The sequence below is a fragment of the Chryseobacterium oncorhynchi genome (genome assembly GCF_002899895.1).
Taxonomy (GTDB): Bacteria; Bacteroidota; Bacteroidia; order Flavobacteriales; family Weeksellaceae; genus Chryseobacterium; species Chryseobacterium oncorhynchi.
Genome location: NZ_PPEI02000002.1, coordinates 98183 through 113873 on the forward strand (window position 1 = coordinate 98183; position 15691 = coordinate 113873).

General features: G+C 34.3%; 17 protein-coding genes. 2 read left to right on the forward strand and 15 right to left on the reverse strand.

All coding sequences use genetic code 11. The features are described from left to right. Positions 1-9 precede the first annotated feature (9 nt). The 6 genes from C1638_RS06080 to C1638_RS06105 are packed head-to-tail and all read right to left on the reverse strand — an operon-like array spanning position 10 to position 5179. Positions 10-2403: an FdhF/YdeP family oxidoreductase gene (locus C1638_RS06080; RefSeq protein ID WP_109619234.1), complete on the reverse strand. Its 2394-nt coding sequence runs from the start codon at positions 2401-2403 to the stop codon at positions 10-12. A gap of 21 nt (positions 2404-2424) precedes the next feature. Then, on the reverse strand, positions 2425-2775 hold the full coding sequence (locus C1638_RS06085) for a DUF7009 family protein (RefSeq protein ID WP_109619236.1): 351 nt from the start codon (positions 2773-2775) through the stop codon (positions 2425-2427). 57 nt (positions 2776-2832) lie between these two features. Further along, a complete protein-coding gene (gene fdhD, locus C1638_RS06090) occupies positions 2833-3705 on the reverse strand; it encodes a formate dehydrogenase accessory sulfurtransferase FdhD (protein ID WP_109619238.1) in 873 nt (290 codons plus the stop codon). A 49-nt stretch (positions 3706-3754) separates the two neighbouring features. Continuing rightward, positions 3755-4171, reverse strand: a complete 417-nt coding sequence (locus tag C1638_RS06095; RefSeq protein ID WP_109619241.1) for a molybdenum cofactor biosynthesis protein MoaE — start codon at positions 4169-4171, stop codon at positions 3755-3757. 4 nt (positions 4172-4175) lie between these two features. Next, a complete protein-coding gene (locus C1638_RS06100; protein ID WP_109619243.1) occupies positions 4176-4418 on the reverse strand; it encodes a MoaD/ThiS family protein in 243 nt (80 codons plus the stop codon). An 11-nt stretch (positions 4419-4429) separates the two neighbouring features. Beyond that, positions 4430-5179: a sulfite exporter TauE/SafE family protein gene (locus C1638_RS06105; protein ID WP_109619245.1), complete on the reverse strand. Its 750-nt coding sequence runs from the start codon at positions 5177-5179 to the stop codon at positions 4430-4432. 262 nt (positions 5180-5441) lie between these two features. Here C1638_RS06105 and C1638_RS06110 point away from each other — a divergent pair, with 262 nt between their 5' ends. Continuing rightward, a complete protein-coding gene (locus tag C1638_RS06110; protein ID WP_109619247.1) occupies positions 5442-6518 on the forward strand; it encodes a resolvase in 1077 nt (358 codons plus the stop codon). Positions 6519-6631: 113 nt separating this feature from the next. After that, on the forward strand, positions 6632-7198 hold the full coding sequence (locus C1638_RS06115; RefSeq protein ID WP_109619249.1) for a hypothetical protein: 567 nt from the start codon (positions 6632-6634) through the stop codon (positions 7196-7198). 71 nt (positions 7199-7269) lie between these two features. Here the strand turns inward: C1638_RS06115 and C1638_RS06120 are convergent, their stop codons facing one another. The 9 genes from C1638_RS06120 to C1638_RS06160 form a co-directional block, all read right to left on the reverse strand. Next, a complete protein-coding gene (locus C1638_RS06120) occupies positions 7270-7899 on the reverse strand; it encodes a response regulator transcription factor (RefSeq protein WP_076355544.1) in 630 nt (209 codons plus the stop codon). A 2-nt stretch (positions 7900-7901) separates the two neighbouring features. Next, on the reverse strand, positions 7902-10109 hold the full coding sequence (locus tag C1638_RS06125; RefSeq protein ID WP_109619253.1) for a tetratricopeptide repeat-containing sensor histidine kinase: 2208 nt from the start codon (positions 10107-10109) through the stop codon (positions 7902-7904). 200 nt (positions 10110-10309) lie between these two features. Beyond that, positions 10310-10510: a contact-dependent growth inhibition system immunity protein gene (locus C1638_RS06130; RefSeq protein WP_228428050.1), complete on the reverse strand. Its 201-nt coding sequence runs from the start codon at positions 10508-10510 to the stop codon at positions 10310-10312. Positions 10511-10657: 147 nt separating this feature from the next. Beyond that, positions 10658-11875, reverse strand: a complete 1218-nt coding sequence (locus tag C1638_RS06135) for a hypothetical protein (RefSeq protein WP_109619255.1) — start codon at positions 11873-11875, stop codon at positions 10658-10660. A gap of 46 nt (positions 11876-11921) precedes the next feature. Further along, positions 11922-12686, reverse strand: coding sequence for a hypothetical protein (locus C1638_RS06140; protein ID WP_109619257.1), 765 nt, complete (start codon positions 12684-12686; stop codon positions 11922-11924). Between the two features lie 42 nt (positions 12687-12728). Continuing rightward, positions 12729-13199 carry a hypothetical protein gene (locus C1638_RS06145; RefSeq protein WP_076355552.1) on the reverse strand — a complete coding sequence of 157 codons (471 nt, stop codon included), beginning with the start codon at positions 13197-13199 and terminating at the stop codon, positions 12729-12731. A gap of 33 nt (positions 13200-13232) precedes the next feature. Next, a complete protein-coding gene (locus C1638_RS06150) occupies positions 13233-13685 on the reverse strand; it encodes a hypothetical protein (protein WP_228428052.1) in 453 nt (150 codons plus the stop codon). A 182-nt stretch (positions 13686-13867) separates the two neighbouring features. Next, the gene (locus C1638_RS06155; protein WP_109619259.1) at positions 13868-14629 is read right to left on the reverse strand and encodes a hypothetical protein; all 762 of its coding nucleotides are present in this window, start codon (positions 14627-14629) and stop codon (positions 13868-13870) included. Between the two features lie 89 nt (positions 14630-14718). Continuing rightward, positions 14719-15585: a DUF4303 domain-containing protein gene (locus C1638_RS06160; protein ID WP_109619260.1), complete on the reverse strand. Its 867-nt coding sequence runs from the start codon at positions 15583-15585 to the stop codon at positions 14719-14721. Between the last annotated feature and the right edge of the window lie 106 nt (positions 15586-15691).

The following is a 15691-nucleotide window of genomic DNA, read 5'->3' on the forward strand; positions in this document are numbered from 1 at the left end:
TTTTAAAAGTTATGGTCGTTGAACAGCTCCTTTATAAAGCATTTCATCTACCTTTTTGTAGACTTCCGGATCGTGTTTTTTAATTTTGATTTTCACATATTTGGATGCCGGCATGTTACTGTCTTTCACTACATTGTTTACAGATACCAACACATTGGTTTCCGGGAAATAAGTGACTGTATTCTTTTCCGGAATCTTATAGGAAACAATGATAAATAGAGGCGCCACTCTTTCTATGCCATCATCATAGTTGTAAAGGTCTACTCGATCTCCTGCTTTAAATCCAGCTTTATCAATATCATTTTGATTCATAAAGACAACACGGCGTTCATTTTTGATGCCACGATATCGATCATCTAATCCATAAATAGTGGTATTAAACTGATCATGGGTACGTGTGGTAGCCATCATATACTCATCATCGGCCAAAGTATTATCCGGTATTTCCGTTAAAGTAAATGGAGCACGACCTCCGAGTTCCTTAGAGAAGTATTGCTTATCGCGTGCAGCATTGGGAAGGTAGAAGCCTCCTTTTTCCCGAACTCTAACATTATAATTTTCAAAACCGGGAATACATTGTTCAATATCGTCCCTTACCGCATCATAGCTGTCATGGTAACGTTGCCAGTTCACAACAGACCTTTCTCCTAAAGTAGCCATTGCCATTCGGCAAACAATCTGGGTTTCATTAACCAGATTATCTGATACGGCATCCAGCATTCCTTTTGAATCCTGCACGACTCCCATGGAGTTTTCTGTAGTCACAATTTGTATTTCCCCATTTACGATATCCTTATCACTTCGCCCATAGGTTGGCAGGATAAGTGCTTCTTTCCCATGCACCAGATGTCCCCTGTTCAACTTGGTGGAAACAGATACAAGTAAGTTCAGTTTTCGTAAGGCATTTGATGTATAGGTAGTATCCGGTGTTGCAGACACAAAATTACCTCCCATACAGAACATGACTTTTATTTTTTCTTCATGAATTGCTTTAATAGCTCTTACCACATCATAACCATGTTTACGCGGTACTTTGAAGCCATAAAAGTTTTCAAGACGGTCAAGCTGCTCATCGGTAGGTTTTTCATCAATCATCATTGTTCTGTTCCCCTGCACATTACTGTGACCACGAACAGGACAAACGCCAGCCCCTGGTTTTCCAATACTTCCTTTTAATAAAAGTATATTCAGAATTTCACGAATCATATCTACCCCATTAGGTTGTTGGGTAAGCCCCATTCCCCAGCTCACAATGATTCTTTTTTTGGAGGCTATCATTTCTGCAGCTTTATAAATATCTTCTTTAGAAACTCCTGAAAGTACAGCCAATTCATCCAGATTATAATGATCAAACTGATTCAGGAAATCAGCATATCCTACAGTCTTTTCTTTAATAAACTCATTATCGAATACAGTACCGGGATTTTTCTTTTCAAATTCAATTAATAAAAGCTCAAGAGCCTTTAATAATGCCATATCACCATTAATCTTTACAGGCAGATAAAGGTCTGCAAGCTGAACACCTCCTTTCAGGATATCTTTAACACTCTGTGGATTAATAAAGCCCATCAATCCTGCTTCCGGCAATGGATTAATGGCAATGATTTTAGCTCCGTTTGCTTTTCCTTTTGACAAAGCACTCATCATTCTCGGTGCATTGGTTCCCGGATTTTGTCCTATAATGATAATAACTTCGGCCTCATAAAAATCTTCCAGGGTTACTGTTCCTTTACCAATTCCAATAGTAGGCCGCAATGCAGATCCGGAGGTCTCGTGACACATGTTGGAACAGTCCGGCATATTATTAGTTCCAAACTCTTTTGCAAACAGCTGATAAATGAATGATGCTTCATTACTTGTTCTTCCTGAAGTATAGAAAGCAGCCTCGTCCGGAGATTCCAGTGCATTAAGATGCTCTGCTATTTTTTTAAAGGCATGATCCCAGCTGATCGGTTGATAGTGGGTGGCACCTTCTGGCAAATACATAGGATCTGTAAGTCTTCCCATTTTACCAATTTGATAATCGTCTAGTTTGGCAAGATCATAGACTGAGTTTTGTTTAAAAAACTCTGGAGTAACTCTTTTGGTAGTTGCTTCTTCAGCGAGTGCTTTCGCTCCGTTTTCACAATACTCACCAAGAACTGAGCGTTCATCATCAGGATCAGGCCATGCACAGCTGGGACAGTCAAAACCTCCCATCTGGTTCATTTTAAATAAAGCCCTCATCCCCCTAATCGGAGTTTTTTCTTCAAATAGGTCACTAAAAGCGGCCATCACAGCAGGAATCCCTGCCGCGGATGTTTCAACATGGGTAAGCTTCAGATCAAGTAATCTATACGGATTTTCAGCATTAGGCTCCTTATTTATTTCCTCTTCTATTTTATTTTTATCAATTTCTTTCATGACCTTGACATTTTAGGATTATTAACATTTAATATTAGGATTCGGGTAATTATCACTTTGATCCTCTTCTGTATTATCAATACATACAAAGTCCTTTTCTACAAGGAGTTTTATTTCTCCTGTTTGCCCGTCAAAACCTACTCTGTCTGTTGAAACAAAGTCTTCCACCATTAGTTTAGGCATTTTTAATACGATTCTATTTTCAATAAATTCAGCAGACAAAACTTCATCATCTGTTCTTTCTATTGCATAAATAAATGGCCTGTCTACAAACTGGGTAAAGCTGGAAATGATTCCGTTTTCTCCTAGTTCTAAAACTTCTGACTGAGTCAAACGAAATCTTATTGAGTTATCTTTAATTCTTATTTTCATTTGTTTATTCTTTTTCCCTGAGTGCCTGAATATTCTCTATTCATACATTCTTGGTAATTATTTTTGCATAATCTCTAGACTGGCACTTTGATTATAAATATTAAAACGATTATCCCTTAGAAAGCCTAACAAGGTAATATCAAATTCTTTTGCCAGATCTACTGCAAGACTGGATGGTGCTCCTATGGCAGCAACAATAGAAATACCCGCCATAGCTGCTTTCTGAATCAGTTCAAAGCTGGCTCTTCCGCTTAATACCAAAATTTTGTGGGTAAGTGGAAGCATTTTGGTAAAGAGAGCGTGCCCAATAAGTTTGTCCAATGCATTATGTCTTCCTACATCTTCCCGTAAGGCAAGCAGATTACCTTCTAAATCAAAAATACCGGAGGCATGAATTCCGCCCGTTGCGCTGAAATTATTTTGAAAAGACTGTAATTTTTCTGATAATTGATACAATGTAGAAAGTGCTACTTTCTGATGTTCTTTCTTAAGATTCTGAAAGGAGCTAACCGTTCGTATTGACTCAATAGAACCTTTTCCGCATACTCCACAACTGGAGGTTGTATAAAAGTTTCTGTCAGCTTTCATCAATTGGGGCGTAAAGCCCTCTACAAGCTCTACAATCACAATATTTTCTCGGTTTCTGGAACATTCTGCCGGAGAATGGTTTACATCTTTAATCTGCTCACAACTGGAAATAATTCCTTCCGTAAACAGAAATCCTGCAGCAAGTTCCGTATCATTACCTGGTGTACGCATGGTTACCGATATATTTTTACTTTCTCTTCGGTCTTGATCATGATAAGAAACCCTTATTTCTAAAGGTTCTTCCACCGAAATATCATCAGTATAAGGAAAGCTGTTGTTCTCATTAACTTTGACAATCTCGATCTTCTGTACTGATTGGTTTTCCAATATATTGGTTTTCATCTCTATAAAGAACTTGTATAGTAAATATACGAAATTTTATTCCTCAAAATTATGGATGGGCAGAAACCCATTCATCTCCATCTTCAAAAACTTCTTTTTTCCAGATGGGAACTTTTTGTTTTACGGTATCAATAATATAACGACAGGCATCAAAAACGGCATCTCTATGCCCATCACTTACAACAATCATCACTGCTGCGTCACCAGGAAGTAAAATTCCGGTACGATGATGAACCACTACGTTACGTACAGAAAACAAAGAAACAGCACTTTCCACTATCTTTTGTATTTCTTTTATTGCCATAGACTGATAACATTCGTATTCAAGACGAATAACGGATTTATTTCCTGTCTTATTACGAACGGTTCCTATAAATGTTGCAATACCTCCACTACCAAGATCCTGGGCAATTTCAAGACAGTTGACTATATTCAGCGGATCTTCTGTTATTTTTATATCAATCATATGTTTACCCTCCACTTACAGGAGGAATTATTGCTATTTCGTTTGTACTGGTTATTATCTGATCATCTTCTGCATATTCTTCATCCACTGCAATAAAATAAGACTTCAGTTTTTGAAGCTGTGGAAAATCTTCTTCCAGAATATTCTTTAATTGTTTTACATTCAATCCTTCATCTACATCTATTTCTTTTTCTGATGCGCCGAGAATATCTTTTGCTATTCCGAAGGTTAATATTTTAATTTTCATTTCTTAATTTTTTACCAGTATTTTATTAAAATATTGATGCCCGCTACCAAGACAAGTACGGCAGTCATTCTTTTGATTATTAAAGGGTTCCATTTCAGAGACATTCTTGAACCAATCTGTCCGCCAATCAAAACAGCAAGACATAAGCTTAGAATTCTGAAATAATCCATATCTACAGATAATTTTGAAAGCTGTCCAAAAATTCCTGATATAGAATTTACCAGTATAAAAACACTGGAAGTTGCTGCAATTTTTCTTGGAGTATCCCATTTTAACAGATTAAGTAAGGGTGAAAGAAAAATTCCGCCCCCTATTCCTACCAATCCGGATAAAAACCCTATTCCACCGCCCAGAAAACTATTTCTAAGTATTGATTGTTTGGAGGCTTCCGTTGACTTTTCTTCACTTTTCACTTCTGTCCTCACCCATAATAGGATAGCTGCTATAATTAAAGTGATTCCTAAAATCAAAAAGAAAGTTTCCTGACTCATTTTTAAGGTAGCTCCCAGATATGCCATAGGTACGCTGACAAAGGTAATGGGGAGTATTTTTTTCCAGTCAACCTGCTTATTTTTAATATAAATATAAACCCCACCCACTACAACAATAACATTACAGATAAGTGCTGTTAAGCGTATTTCCTGATATGGGAGGCTGTACATTGCCAGCACGGCAAGATAACTGGAACCACCACCAAATCCTACGGATGAATAAACGAAAGCGATTATTAAAAATAATAATAAGATTTCCCAATAACCCATAATTTTTTACAGCCAATTTAATTTCATTACAATAATAATCATTTTTACTATGTGTTTGCTCTCCACATTTGAAAGTCTATGCAATGCTTTGTGAAAAAAATATCATAAATTATTTATTTTGATAATAAGACAAAAAAAAACGAAGCAATCTATCTGATTAGCTTTAAATACATCCCTGTTTTCAGCCAATTTTCCCTTATATTAAGTGGTTTTGTTGGTTGCTAATTTGAATGCTGATATATTTGGATCAAAAAAATAATAAATGAAAATCTCATATCAGTTTTTTATATCATCTATGGTGGTTGTTTTTGTAGGTTGTAATCCTCAAAATAAAACGTCAGAAGCTACAAAAACAGAAGCTACAGCTACTCAGAAAGCTATAACATTTGCCGATTTCAAAAAAATAAAAGGGGTAGATAATGTACTAGAGGTACCATTTCAACTATCTACTCAACTTGATTCTATTCGTTTTTTTGTGGCTCCGAATAAGGATGCAGCTCACATGAAAATTGCCTACAATAAATTTGATAACTATTATGGATTCGAAGAATTTGATGACTTCTACTCTATTCATTATAGTATTAATAATAATATTTCGAATAGTATTGAAGCTTTTGTTTTGAAATCTGAACTCACGGCAGCATTTGATTTGACTTTACAGGGGGTGGATTTATATGAGATCAGAAGCAGTATATTTAAAACATCTCAGGATCTAAAAAATAAATCGTTCAATAAGTATGGTACCATATCAGAAGTTTCAGAGCAGGAATTTAAGACTGCCTCTAAAAAAAGAATCGATGAAGTTTTAGTAAAAAACCCTTATATAAAACTGAAAGACGGGAACTGGATCAACACCGAAAATGGTAAAGAAACGGTAATTGTACAACACGAAAATGTATCTACTGAAGACGGTACATTATCCAATGAATATGTAGGAAAGTCACCTTTTCTGCATTTAGAAGTTTTCAAGGAAAATTCGGTAGAGGTTTCAGATACTTTCTATTCTTTTTATAATATAAAATCCGGATCTAATTTTCAAATTTTCACCGCCGGTTATCCTCAGATTATTCCTACTAAAAAATGGATTTCTTATTTTTCTTCCAATAGCGATGTAGGAAGTGATTTTGAGGTGAGTAAATATCTGGAACAAAAAAACAATCAGGAAAGTCTTTTGTATGTAAACTTTACTAAATTTAAAATAGGCGACGAAACAAAAGCCTTTTGGACAGAGAATGACACCTTTTATGCAGAAGTTTACCCTACAAACTCAGCTCCATCGAAAGACAAAAAACAAAAGGCAGCTTTCATCAAAATCCAGTTAAAGCCCAATTTATTTTAAGTAAGAAAACTTATCGGTACAAGCTTAGAATAAGATAAAAAACCCCTGAAATCGGCCAGTGTTTATGGAGATAAAGTACAATATCTTTGCCCCAGTTATTTTAAAGATATACCATGAAAAAAATAAGTTTAACCATTCTTTTTTCTCTATTGAGCTTAATGGCTTTTGCCCAATCATTAAAAGTGGTTATTAAGCAAGACGGAAAAGTAATTGAGCCTGTAAATGATGTTTATAAACTGAAAAAATCTGCTTTTGTATTTGAAATTACGGCAACCAATCTGGAAGGGTTTTTAATTGGAGCCACTACGAATAAGGACATTTATGCGGCGGCTTTAGGCCTTTACAACCAGGAAGTACCTTGGTTTCAGAATACAGGCATGGCAGAAGAATTATACAACAAGGATAAAGAACTTTTTTTGATGGATTCGGCACCATCGTATTGGTACTATACGGATGCTAAAGATCATAGATTTGATAAAACTCCAAAAGGTAACGTAAAACAATGGACAGCTACCCGTACTATTACCAGGTTTTATGATGTTATGGTAGATCAGGCTATTAATTTAAAAGATTTTGACGGAAGTGCTTTTCTATTCATGTATGAACCTGTATATAACGAAGAATATGATTTAATAGGAAAGAAAAATCTGTTTCAGGCCGCTTTGAGATTTATAGATTAATTATGACACACCTAATTATTTGATTATATAAGAAAAGGTCTGCTTTCATTACGAAAGCAGGCCTTTTTATTTTATGTGATGATTAAACCATATTCTATGGCTAGTTTAATGGCTGAACTAAGATTAGAAGTCTGAAATTTTTCTATGAGATTCTTCCTGTGACTTTCTACAGTGTGCGGACTGATAAAAAGCTTTTCCGCCATTTGATTGGTGGTAAGTCCTTTGGCTGCTTCGGCTAGAATTTCCTTTTCTCTTCTGGTTAATTTTGGAACCTGATTTAATCCGTCTGAAGATTTTTTATCCAGAATAAGCTTGGTTTGTGAACATAAGAACTGCTTTCCAATATATACGGTATTAATCCCTTCCAGAATTTCTGAAACAGAGGCGTTTTTCTGAATGTATCCCAAGGCGCCCTCAGACAAGGTACTATTAATGACAGGCAGTTCATTGTGAACGCTCAGCATAATAATCTGAAGGTTTTCATACTTTTTCTTTAAAGGTTTTATGAGCTCAATGCTATTGGTATCTACCAAATTGATGTCTAGCAACAAGATATCGATCGCTTGTTTCGCTAAACCTGCATTCATTTCTGAAACGTTTCTGAAACAGTCTACCACATCTATCGTATCGCTATTTCCTAAAATATTCTTCAGACCTTCCAATAATAATGGATGATCATCTGTTATGGCTACTTTTATCATGTTTAATGAATAGGAATTTGAAGTTCTATACTGGTTCCAATATTCAATTCGGAGATGATGTTCATCGTTCCTTTTAAAAATTGGACTCTTGATTCTATATTATGAAAACCTGCTATTTTTCTCATGTCTAAGGCTGCATGGTCAAAGCCTTTACCATCATCCTCCACCGTAAGGTTTAATACGTTCTCTTCTTCACTTATCTGAATAATAATTTCGGAGGCATCGGCATGTTTTATAACGTTATTTACCAACTCCTGAATGATTCTGTACAGCAATAATTGCTTGTCTTGTGATATGGAATTGCTGTATTTTATAAATTCGGTATGAATATTTAACGTAGCATTGGACATGCGGGATGCAAATTCCTGAATGGCTACTTCCAAACCATATTTCATTAATAAATCAGGCATTAAATTATGTGCTACACGTCTCAATTCTTCTACAGCACCATCAATCTGGCCAATCGATTTTGAAATTCCCTCCTGTATGGTTTGGGTTTTATGAGGATCTAAATAAGACAATTGAAGTTTAGTTCCTGAAAGCAAACCTCCCAACCCATCATGAAGATCACGAGCTAAGCGGCCTCTCTCCTGTTCCTGTCCTTCAAGCAATGCCGTAAGCGTAGATATTTTTAAATTTTGTTTTTCTTTTTCCATTGCCAAAGCATGCAGTTCATCTCTTTGTTTCAAAGAATGAACACGTTGCCTGTAAGCATACAACAATAGGGCAATTAACACAATGAAGATAAAAATGAAAATGGCGTAATATGTATTGATCTTTTCCTTGTAGGCTAGAAGCTTTTTAATGGTATTAATATCGTTGTTTTTCTGCTGTGTTTCTAACTTTGATAAACGAAGCTGCTGCGCTCTTTTTTCGGATTCAAGTTCAGAAAACTTTAGACGTTCTCGCTGATTTTCTTCTACCAGCTTTAAGTTGTTATAAACCTGTTCGCGCTGTTTCCGAAGAATGTTCATCAAGCTGATTTGCTGTGCTTTTTTATCACTTTCCAGCTGCAGCTTGATATATTTTTGTTCCTGTCTCTCTTTCTCAAACTGAGATTCCAGTCTTTTGGTAATATCCAGTTTTTCCTGATTGTAAAGGCTTTGGTATTTATCAACATAACTTTTATAATACGTCAGCGCTTCTTTATAATTGCCTTGTTCTTCACTAATTCGAGACAAAGATTCTAAAATAGATAATTCTATATTCTGATCTCTAACCGGACTTTTTCCAATTTCCATGGAAGCTTTTAGAAAATAAGACTTGGCTAGATCGTAATTTTTATTTTGCATGGCTAGTTCAGCCATAATCCCAAATGAAGAAGCGATATGAATAGCTTCACCTGTTTCCAGACTTACAGTATTGGCTAACTGGGCGTATTGCATGGCCTTATCTCTATCAAAACCTGTATACAGATTGGCCAAATTAATGGCTGCATAAGAAAGGCTGCTTTTGTTGAGCATGGCATCCTTACGTTTGTTAAAAATCGTGATAGCCTGTAAATAATATTGCTCTACTTTATTTCTTAGGTCTATATTCGATGGGTTCTGATCGTATTTTTGTTCGTACACATACCCCATTCGCATATATGCATCGAAGATAAGATTTGGATCATTTTGTTTGGAGGCTAACAGCAAAAACTGTTTGCTGTATTTTTCTTCCAGTTGGTATTCATTAAGGTTAGAATAAATGGCAGACAACTCTTTGGCTACGTTACCAAACCTTCCGTAGAGTGTGGATGTTGTGGGTGAGTTTTCGTAATAATCAATAGCTTTTAGGTAGGCAGCAACAGCATCTTCCGTTTTATTGTTACGCGTTAGAATCCAACCCTTTGCATATTGAAAATAGCCTTTAGCTTCATTATTATTGGTCTTTAAACTATACTTCTTTGCTGTCTCCAGACTTTTTAACGATTCAGTTTCTTTATTGTCAAGTCTGTAATTCATAGCTTGCACAGCATACAGAATGGTGGCATACTTTCCATCGGACTGTTTTGTTGCAATAGAAATATTGGTTTGTAAAATCTGATATGATTTAGCCTTATGGTTATGAAAAAATAAGGCAGTCGCATATTTGGGAGCAAGATTCAGCTGCTCTATTGTATTGTCTGAAGCATGGCTATATTCTTTCTCTAATTTGCTTAAAACATCTTGTGCTTGAGCAAAAAACGGACAAATAAGTAAAGTAAATATAAATAATAACCTGTACATCAAACCCTTATCTCTTTTAAATTGTATTGAATTAAAGAACGTAAATATAGGCAAAATACCCGCTCATCCATTTTGAAAACCATGCCCTATAGCGAAAGATTTCCTGTTTAATTTTCTTCCAGATAGATCAATATCTCATTCAGCCATTTCAATACATCATCATTATTTTCAAAATAAATATTAGAAAGATGAGATATGTATTAATGATTAATCGTATTTTTATCTAGTTCCTTTTTTAATTCTGGTAATTCTAATTTTAATAACTCTAAGTTCTGTTTCTTTGTTACCTTTTTATAGTTTTTAATCACCTCTTCATATGTAATATCTTCATAATCTATGTCGCTAAACCAAGCACCCAATAATTGGTATGTTAAAGGAAAATTGGCTTGAAAATTATTCATCATTAATTAATTTTGTTAGCCTTGACAAGGCTGTTTCTTCAGATTTGGGATTTTATCGAGAAAAGAAATATTTTTATCCACCAATTTGCCTTTATTTTCAATAGTCAGTTCTTCCAGGCTTTCCTATATACATCTGATATGCATGATTTAACAGTTATAATACGCTTGGGGGATTTCAACCGACCTTTTCGTCATTTGCTCCAATTGTGCAGCAAACTGATCAAAGAAATAGGTGTCCTCTGTAAAAATATATAAATAATTTTCTGTTTTAAGATGAACAATAAAATCTGCATACCCTGCTCCTTTTGCAGGAAGAACATTCTGAAGGGTAAAATATTTAATTTCTTCAAGGTCTAAAATCAATGCAGTATCTATTCCTGCAAATCCGATTTTATTATTAACACGGTCCAGCCAGATACCACTTTTTTCTTGCAGCAGTTCTTTTACTTTAAGTGGAATATGTTTAACTCCATCATTATCAATATATTTAACACTTAACTCTAATTTATTGGGGAATGATAGTAATTCTGAGACTTCCATCACTTCTTCATATTCTTTATTTTCTAAAAAATACTTGTATTGTCTTTTGTTATAAAAATGAAGCGATGTACTTCCATCGTCATATCCATACTCCTTATCATAAGTATAGCAAATAGAAGCACTTATACCGTCCACCAAAGCAAATTGCAGGTAACATTGGTCGTCTCTTTCATAACCGTAACTATTAATATCAATATCGTCATCAATCCAGAGTTCGCGTAGTTTTTTGTAGCTTTTATCGGTATTGGTTTCATCGTACAGGTCTACGAAAAACTCCTGTACAGGGCGATTAGTACTGATATTGTCTGTATATATTTCCAATTGATCAATAAGAATACTTTCTATTCTAACCGGATATTTGAATCTTAAATATTTAGCTCCGAAGTCGGTAAAATAAGCTTCTACACAACCCCATGTTTCCAATTGTTCATAGGTAGTATCCCAGGATATCATTTGTTTAGGCTCTGTATATACTTCGTAGCCCAAATCACCATCATCATGATACTCCTCCAGGATTTGATAATTCTGAAGCATTTTTTTTGCCCAAATTTTTACTTTCTCATCTTCTTTTCTGGCCTCACATACGGCAAAAAAAGTTTCGTTATCAAAACTAAAACGATCTGATAGTTCGTGATATACTTCTTCAAAACCATGTAGTTCAGTAGAGATATAGTGTTGATGACCTGCAAAGACAAACAGAAAGGGTACATCTCCTAAAATCTGTACATAAGCATATTTTATTGCATTAATGTCTGCATTTTCAATATTACCATGATCTTTATAAAAAAGTGTATCTCCGTCTATCCAGATTTCTTTATTCTCCATTTTCTTTTTCTCTTATATATTTTGCAAAGTTGAATTTTCTATCAGATTACGTGTATTCTAAACAAATGACTGCCTTTTTAAGCTCTTTGTCATAAAATAAAAACACTTGGTCTGCCGAATTTTGTTGAAAATCATAACCTTCCAAACATGCAATATAATCCATCAGGGTTCCGTCGGTTTTAAAGGGTTTTTCAATGAGGTTTCCACCTCCGAAATTGCATTCTTCTAAGGGGAGCGCATTGGTATTAAGTTCTTCAAGAATACCGAAAAGCTTATTTTGCAAACGTTCCTCTGCATATTCTGAGTAACCATCTTTCTCCAGATCTTCAACCGTAAGCTTTCGTAAACGCTCTAAACGGCGAATGTCGTAAACCTCTAAACCCGGACGATTGAAATCTTTATCATAAAGCTTATTGTGTTTTTGGTAATATTCCTTTTTTAATTGATACATCGCATCATTCATATTGTATTCAATCTCTACATCTGAATAATTGTTACCATAATCTTCCGGGAAAATCTCGGTATGTGCTGAAAAATAATTCCAATCTGCATCAAATTTGTATTTGCCGTCAATAACATCAAAGCCAAACATATCGGCTTTAGTAAATTGTGTGTGATATTCCGGCTTATCTTCCCCGACACAACCGTCATAAATTTCCTTTACAGAAACAATATGCAGCCATTGATCTTCTGATGGATCAATCATCTTTAAATTAATTGAACAAATCGGAAGAAAATATTTTTTATGATTTTCAATGTCATCATAAAATACGGCTTCATAAGCAGGGAATATTCTTATTAAATCTGTCATTCTATTTTCTTTTAAATTTTAACTGAAGTGTATTTATTCCATCTAGCTTAACAAATCATCAAGTACATTTACTTCGTCCCAATTTTGGTCTGTAAGCATGAGAGAAATATCAACTTGTGATTGAGCCTGGTTATACTTGTTAAGTTCATTTTCTTGAAATGCAGTCAAATCCTGCAAATAATTGGGATCTTTTATAATGAGCGTATTCTTATTATAAAAAACTACATATCCTATTATTTCTTTCTGAGTATTCATTTGATGAGATAAAAAATCTACATAGTCTACAACAGAGGAAATGTTATAAAAATCAACTGGAAAATTAACTTTTTGTTTTGCTATCTGTACTCCCTCTTCACTATGAATAGTAAGAATGGATATAATATCAGGGGCAGCACTCATCATAGCCCAATCAGGCATAGCATATGTAAATTTATCAGAATAGTGATTCTCAATTTTTTGTTTTATTTTCAGAATAACTTTATGGTGGTTAAATCCTTCTCTTATATCTTTCATATCATACTGAAATTTGACATTTGAAACGTCATTTTATTTTCTTACTAATTGTAGTTTCTCTTTTTCTTTTACAAGATTAAAAAACATCTCTTTTGATGGTTTAAAAATTTGGGTAGGTACATCACAGAATTCAGATTTTCTAATACTATCTACTTCCATTTTTATCTGGTTGGCTTCCGTAAAATAATATCTGCCATGTACCTCTGTGAAGCAATCGTTTCCACATTGCCATGCGTCATAACTTTTGAATTTTTCTTCATCCAAAAAATTTACAGCATGAAAGTTGAAAATAATAGCAGTATCTATTCTCTTGGATAAATCATAGGTTTTCTCGCCATCTGGGGTCATAAGTCCGCCACTATCAACAATCCAGTTGGTGTTTTTCAGATAATTCTGGAAATTTGTTTTTTCTCTTTCCGGATTTTTACAACTGAAGAGGATAATCAACAAGACACTCAAAAACGGGAGGACAAAATTCTTTTTCATCATTGTGTTTTTTATAATTATTGAGTCTGCTACTCTATTTCCAATAATCAAATTTTATGTTTAATTTTTCAAAGCTCAGGATAAGTAAAATTAAATTCTTTTTCTAAATCTTGTAAAGTATTCATATGTATGTTTTAACCTGATTTACTAAACATCCTTGATATTTCCCAGACGATTTATCATTAAATAATATTTTTAAAGTGATCAACTAATACAGGATTGATGATGGAGAAGCTTTGTTGTAATGCTTTCTGAAGGGCAATAGTAACCAGATATTTCTCCTGAATACGATCTAATTTTTGCAGAACAAAACAAAGCTGTAACCATTGATCAAAATGAATATTCATTTTTTTTGTAACAAATTCATCCCCTAATCTTTCATAATAAATAATGTTTTGCTCCCTATCAAACGTCCAATAATCTTCGCCTGTGCTTGTTGCAAAAATCCATTCATCTGTTTTTTCTCTATATAAATTCATCTTCAATGCTTCTTCTACATTCAGTAATTTTGATTCTATAGAAATAATCTGTGTCTCAAGAGTTGAAATCATATCCACGTACAAATCAGGTACCCATACCGGAAAATATTCAGCTGCCATGGTTGAATATTCTTGTTTGGAAAGTTGATTTTTAAGTTTTTCAACAGGCAAAACTTCTATATCAAAATTATTGACTGTTTGATTTTCTTCTTTAATTTTTTCATAACAAACTCCACATACAACTTTAAAATCGCATATCTCTTCCCATTGCTCTCTTTCTATTTCAGATTGCTTCATGAATTGCCAACGCTCATGACAATCATTGCACCATGCATCGGGTTTTCGTTGGTCTTCGGCTTCCTCTTCATGGAAGCCTAAATTTTTCCCATTGGTCTTAAGATGTCCGCAAACCACTCCAAATGTTTGTAAATTATGGTTGCAACAATCAATTAATTTCATATTCATATAAAATGGATATTTTTAAAATAAAATACATTTGATTTCCGCTTCGTTGAATTTTGTTTTCAAATTAATCTGCAGAATGTACTCCGTTTTTAAATGTATAAGCTATCCAATAGCTCTTTTACTTTCGTATTATCTTTATTATTAATGGCTAATGCACTGTTTTTTTCTACAATCGGTTCTCCCGGTATACTGATGTAGAAAGCCATCTTTTCAACTTCATTGCCATATTTTTTCACGAGCTCATGCTTGGCCCTACACATTGCATCTGTAAATAACTGCAAATTCTTTTGACGTTCCGGAGCATAATCAAACCCTTGCTTAAATAGCGGTGCAATATTATTCCAATAATGCTTCAATAGCTGTTCAATAAAATGGCTTACTCCATCTTTCACATCTCCCTCTCCTACACCCCAACACCATTCAGGAGCGTCCCATTCTTTATTTTTATGAATTTTCTTTAGGCTTTCTTTTGTAGAAACTACCGAATAAGCAGTTATGCAATCATCATCCAATACCAAAGCAAAGGCATAAATATTTTGTTTTTTCTTGGTTAAAAGCTGATAGAGACAATTAAAATCATTGATTATCGAATGAGTAAGTATTGATAAATTCTCTTCATGCCAATTTTCAACATTGGAAGAAAGGGAAAGAAATTCCTTATCTTCCGGAGACCAATATTGATTTCTACTACATGCTCTTTCCAGATCGTTTTTATCATCTTCACCTATTGTAAGCGAAAATTTGGAAGATAATAGGCTTCTGACTTGTGCCAGTGTCTGATTTACTTTTTCGTTAACAATATAATCGCTGAGTGTCTTATCATGTTTCTGAATATCCTTTTCTTCTGCAAAATGACTTTTTATTTTGTCGAATGAAACAACAATCTGATCAAGCTCAACAATTATTTTTACAGCCTCTTCTTCACTAAGATTTATCTTATTATTGCTTTTACCCATAACTTAATATTTAATATTTTCAATAAGAGCGTTCCATTCCGTTAAAAAATAATTCTCAACATTGGGGTACAGTGTTGAACTCCTGTTTTTGAAACCGTCTCATAGC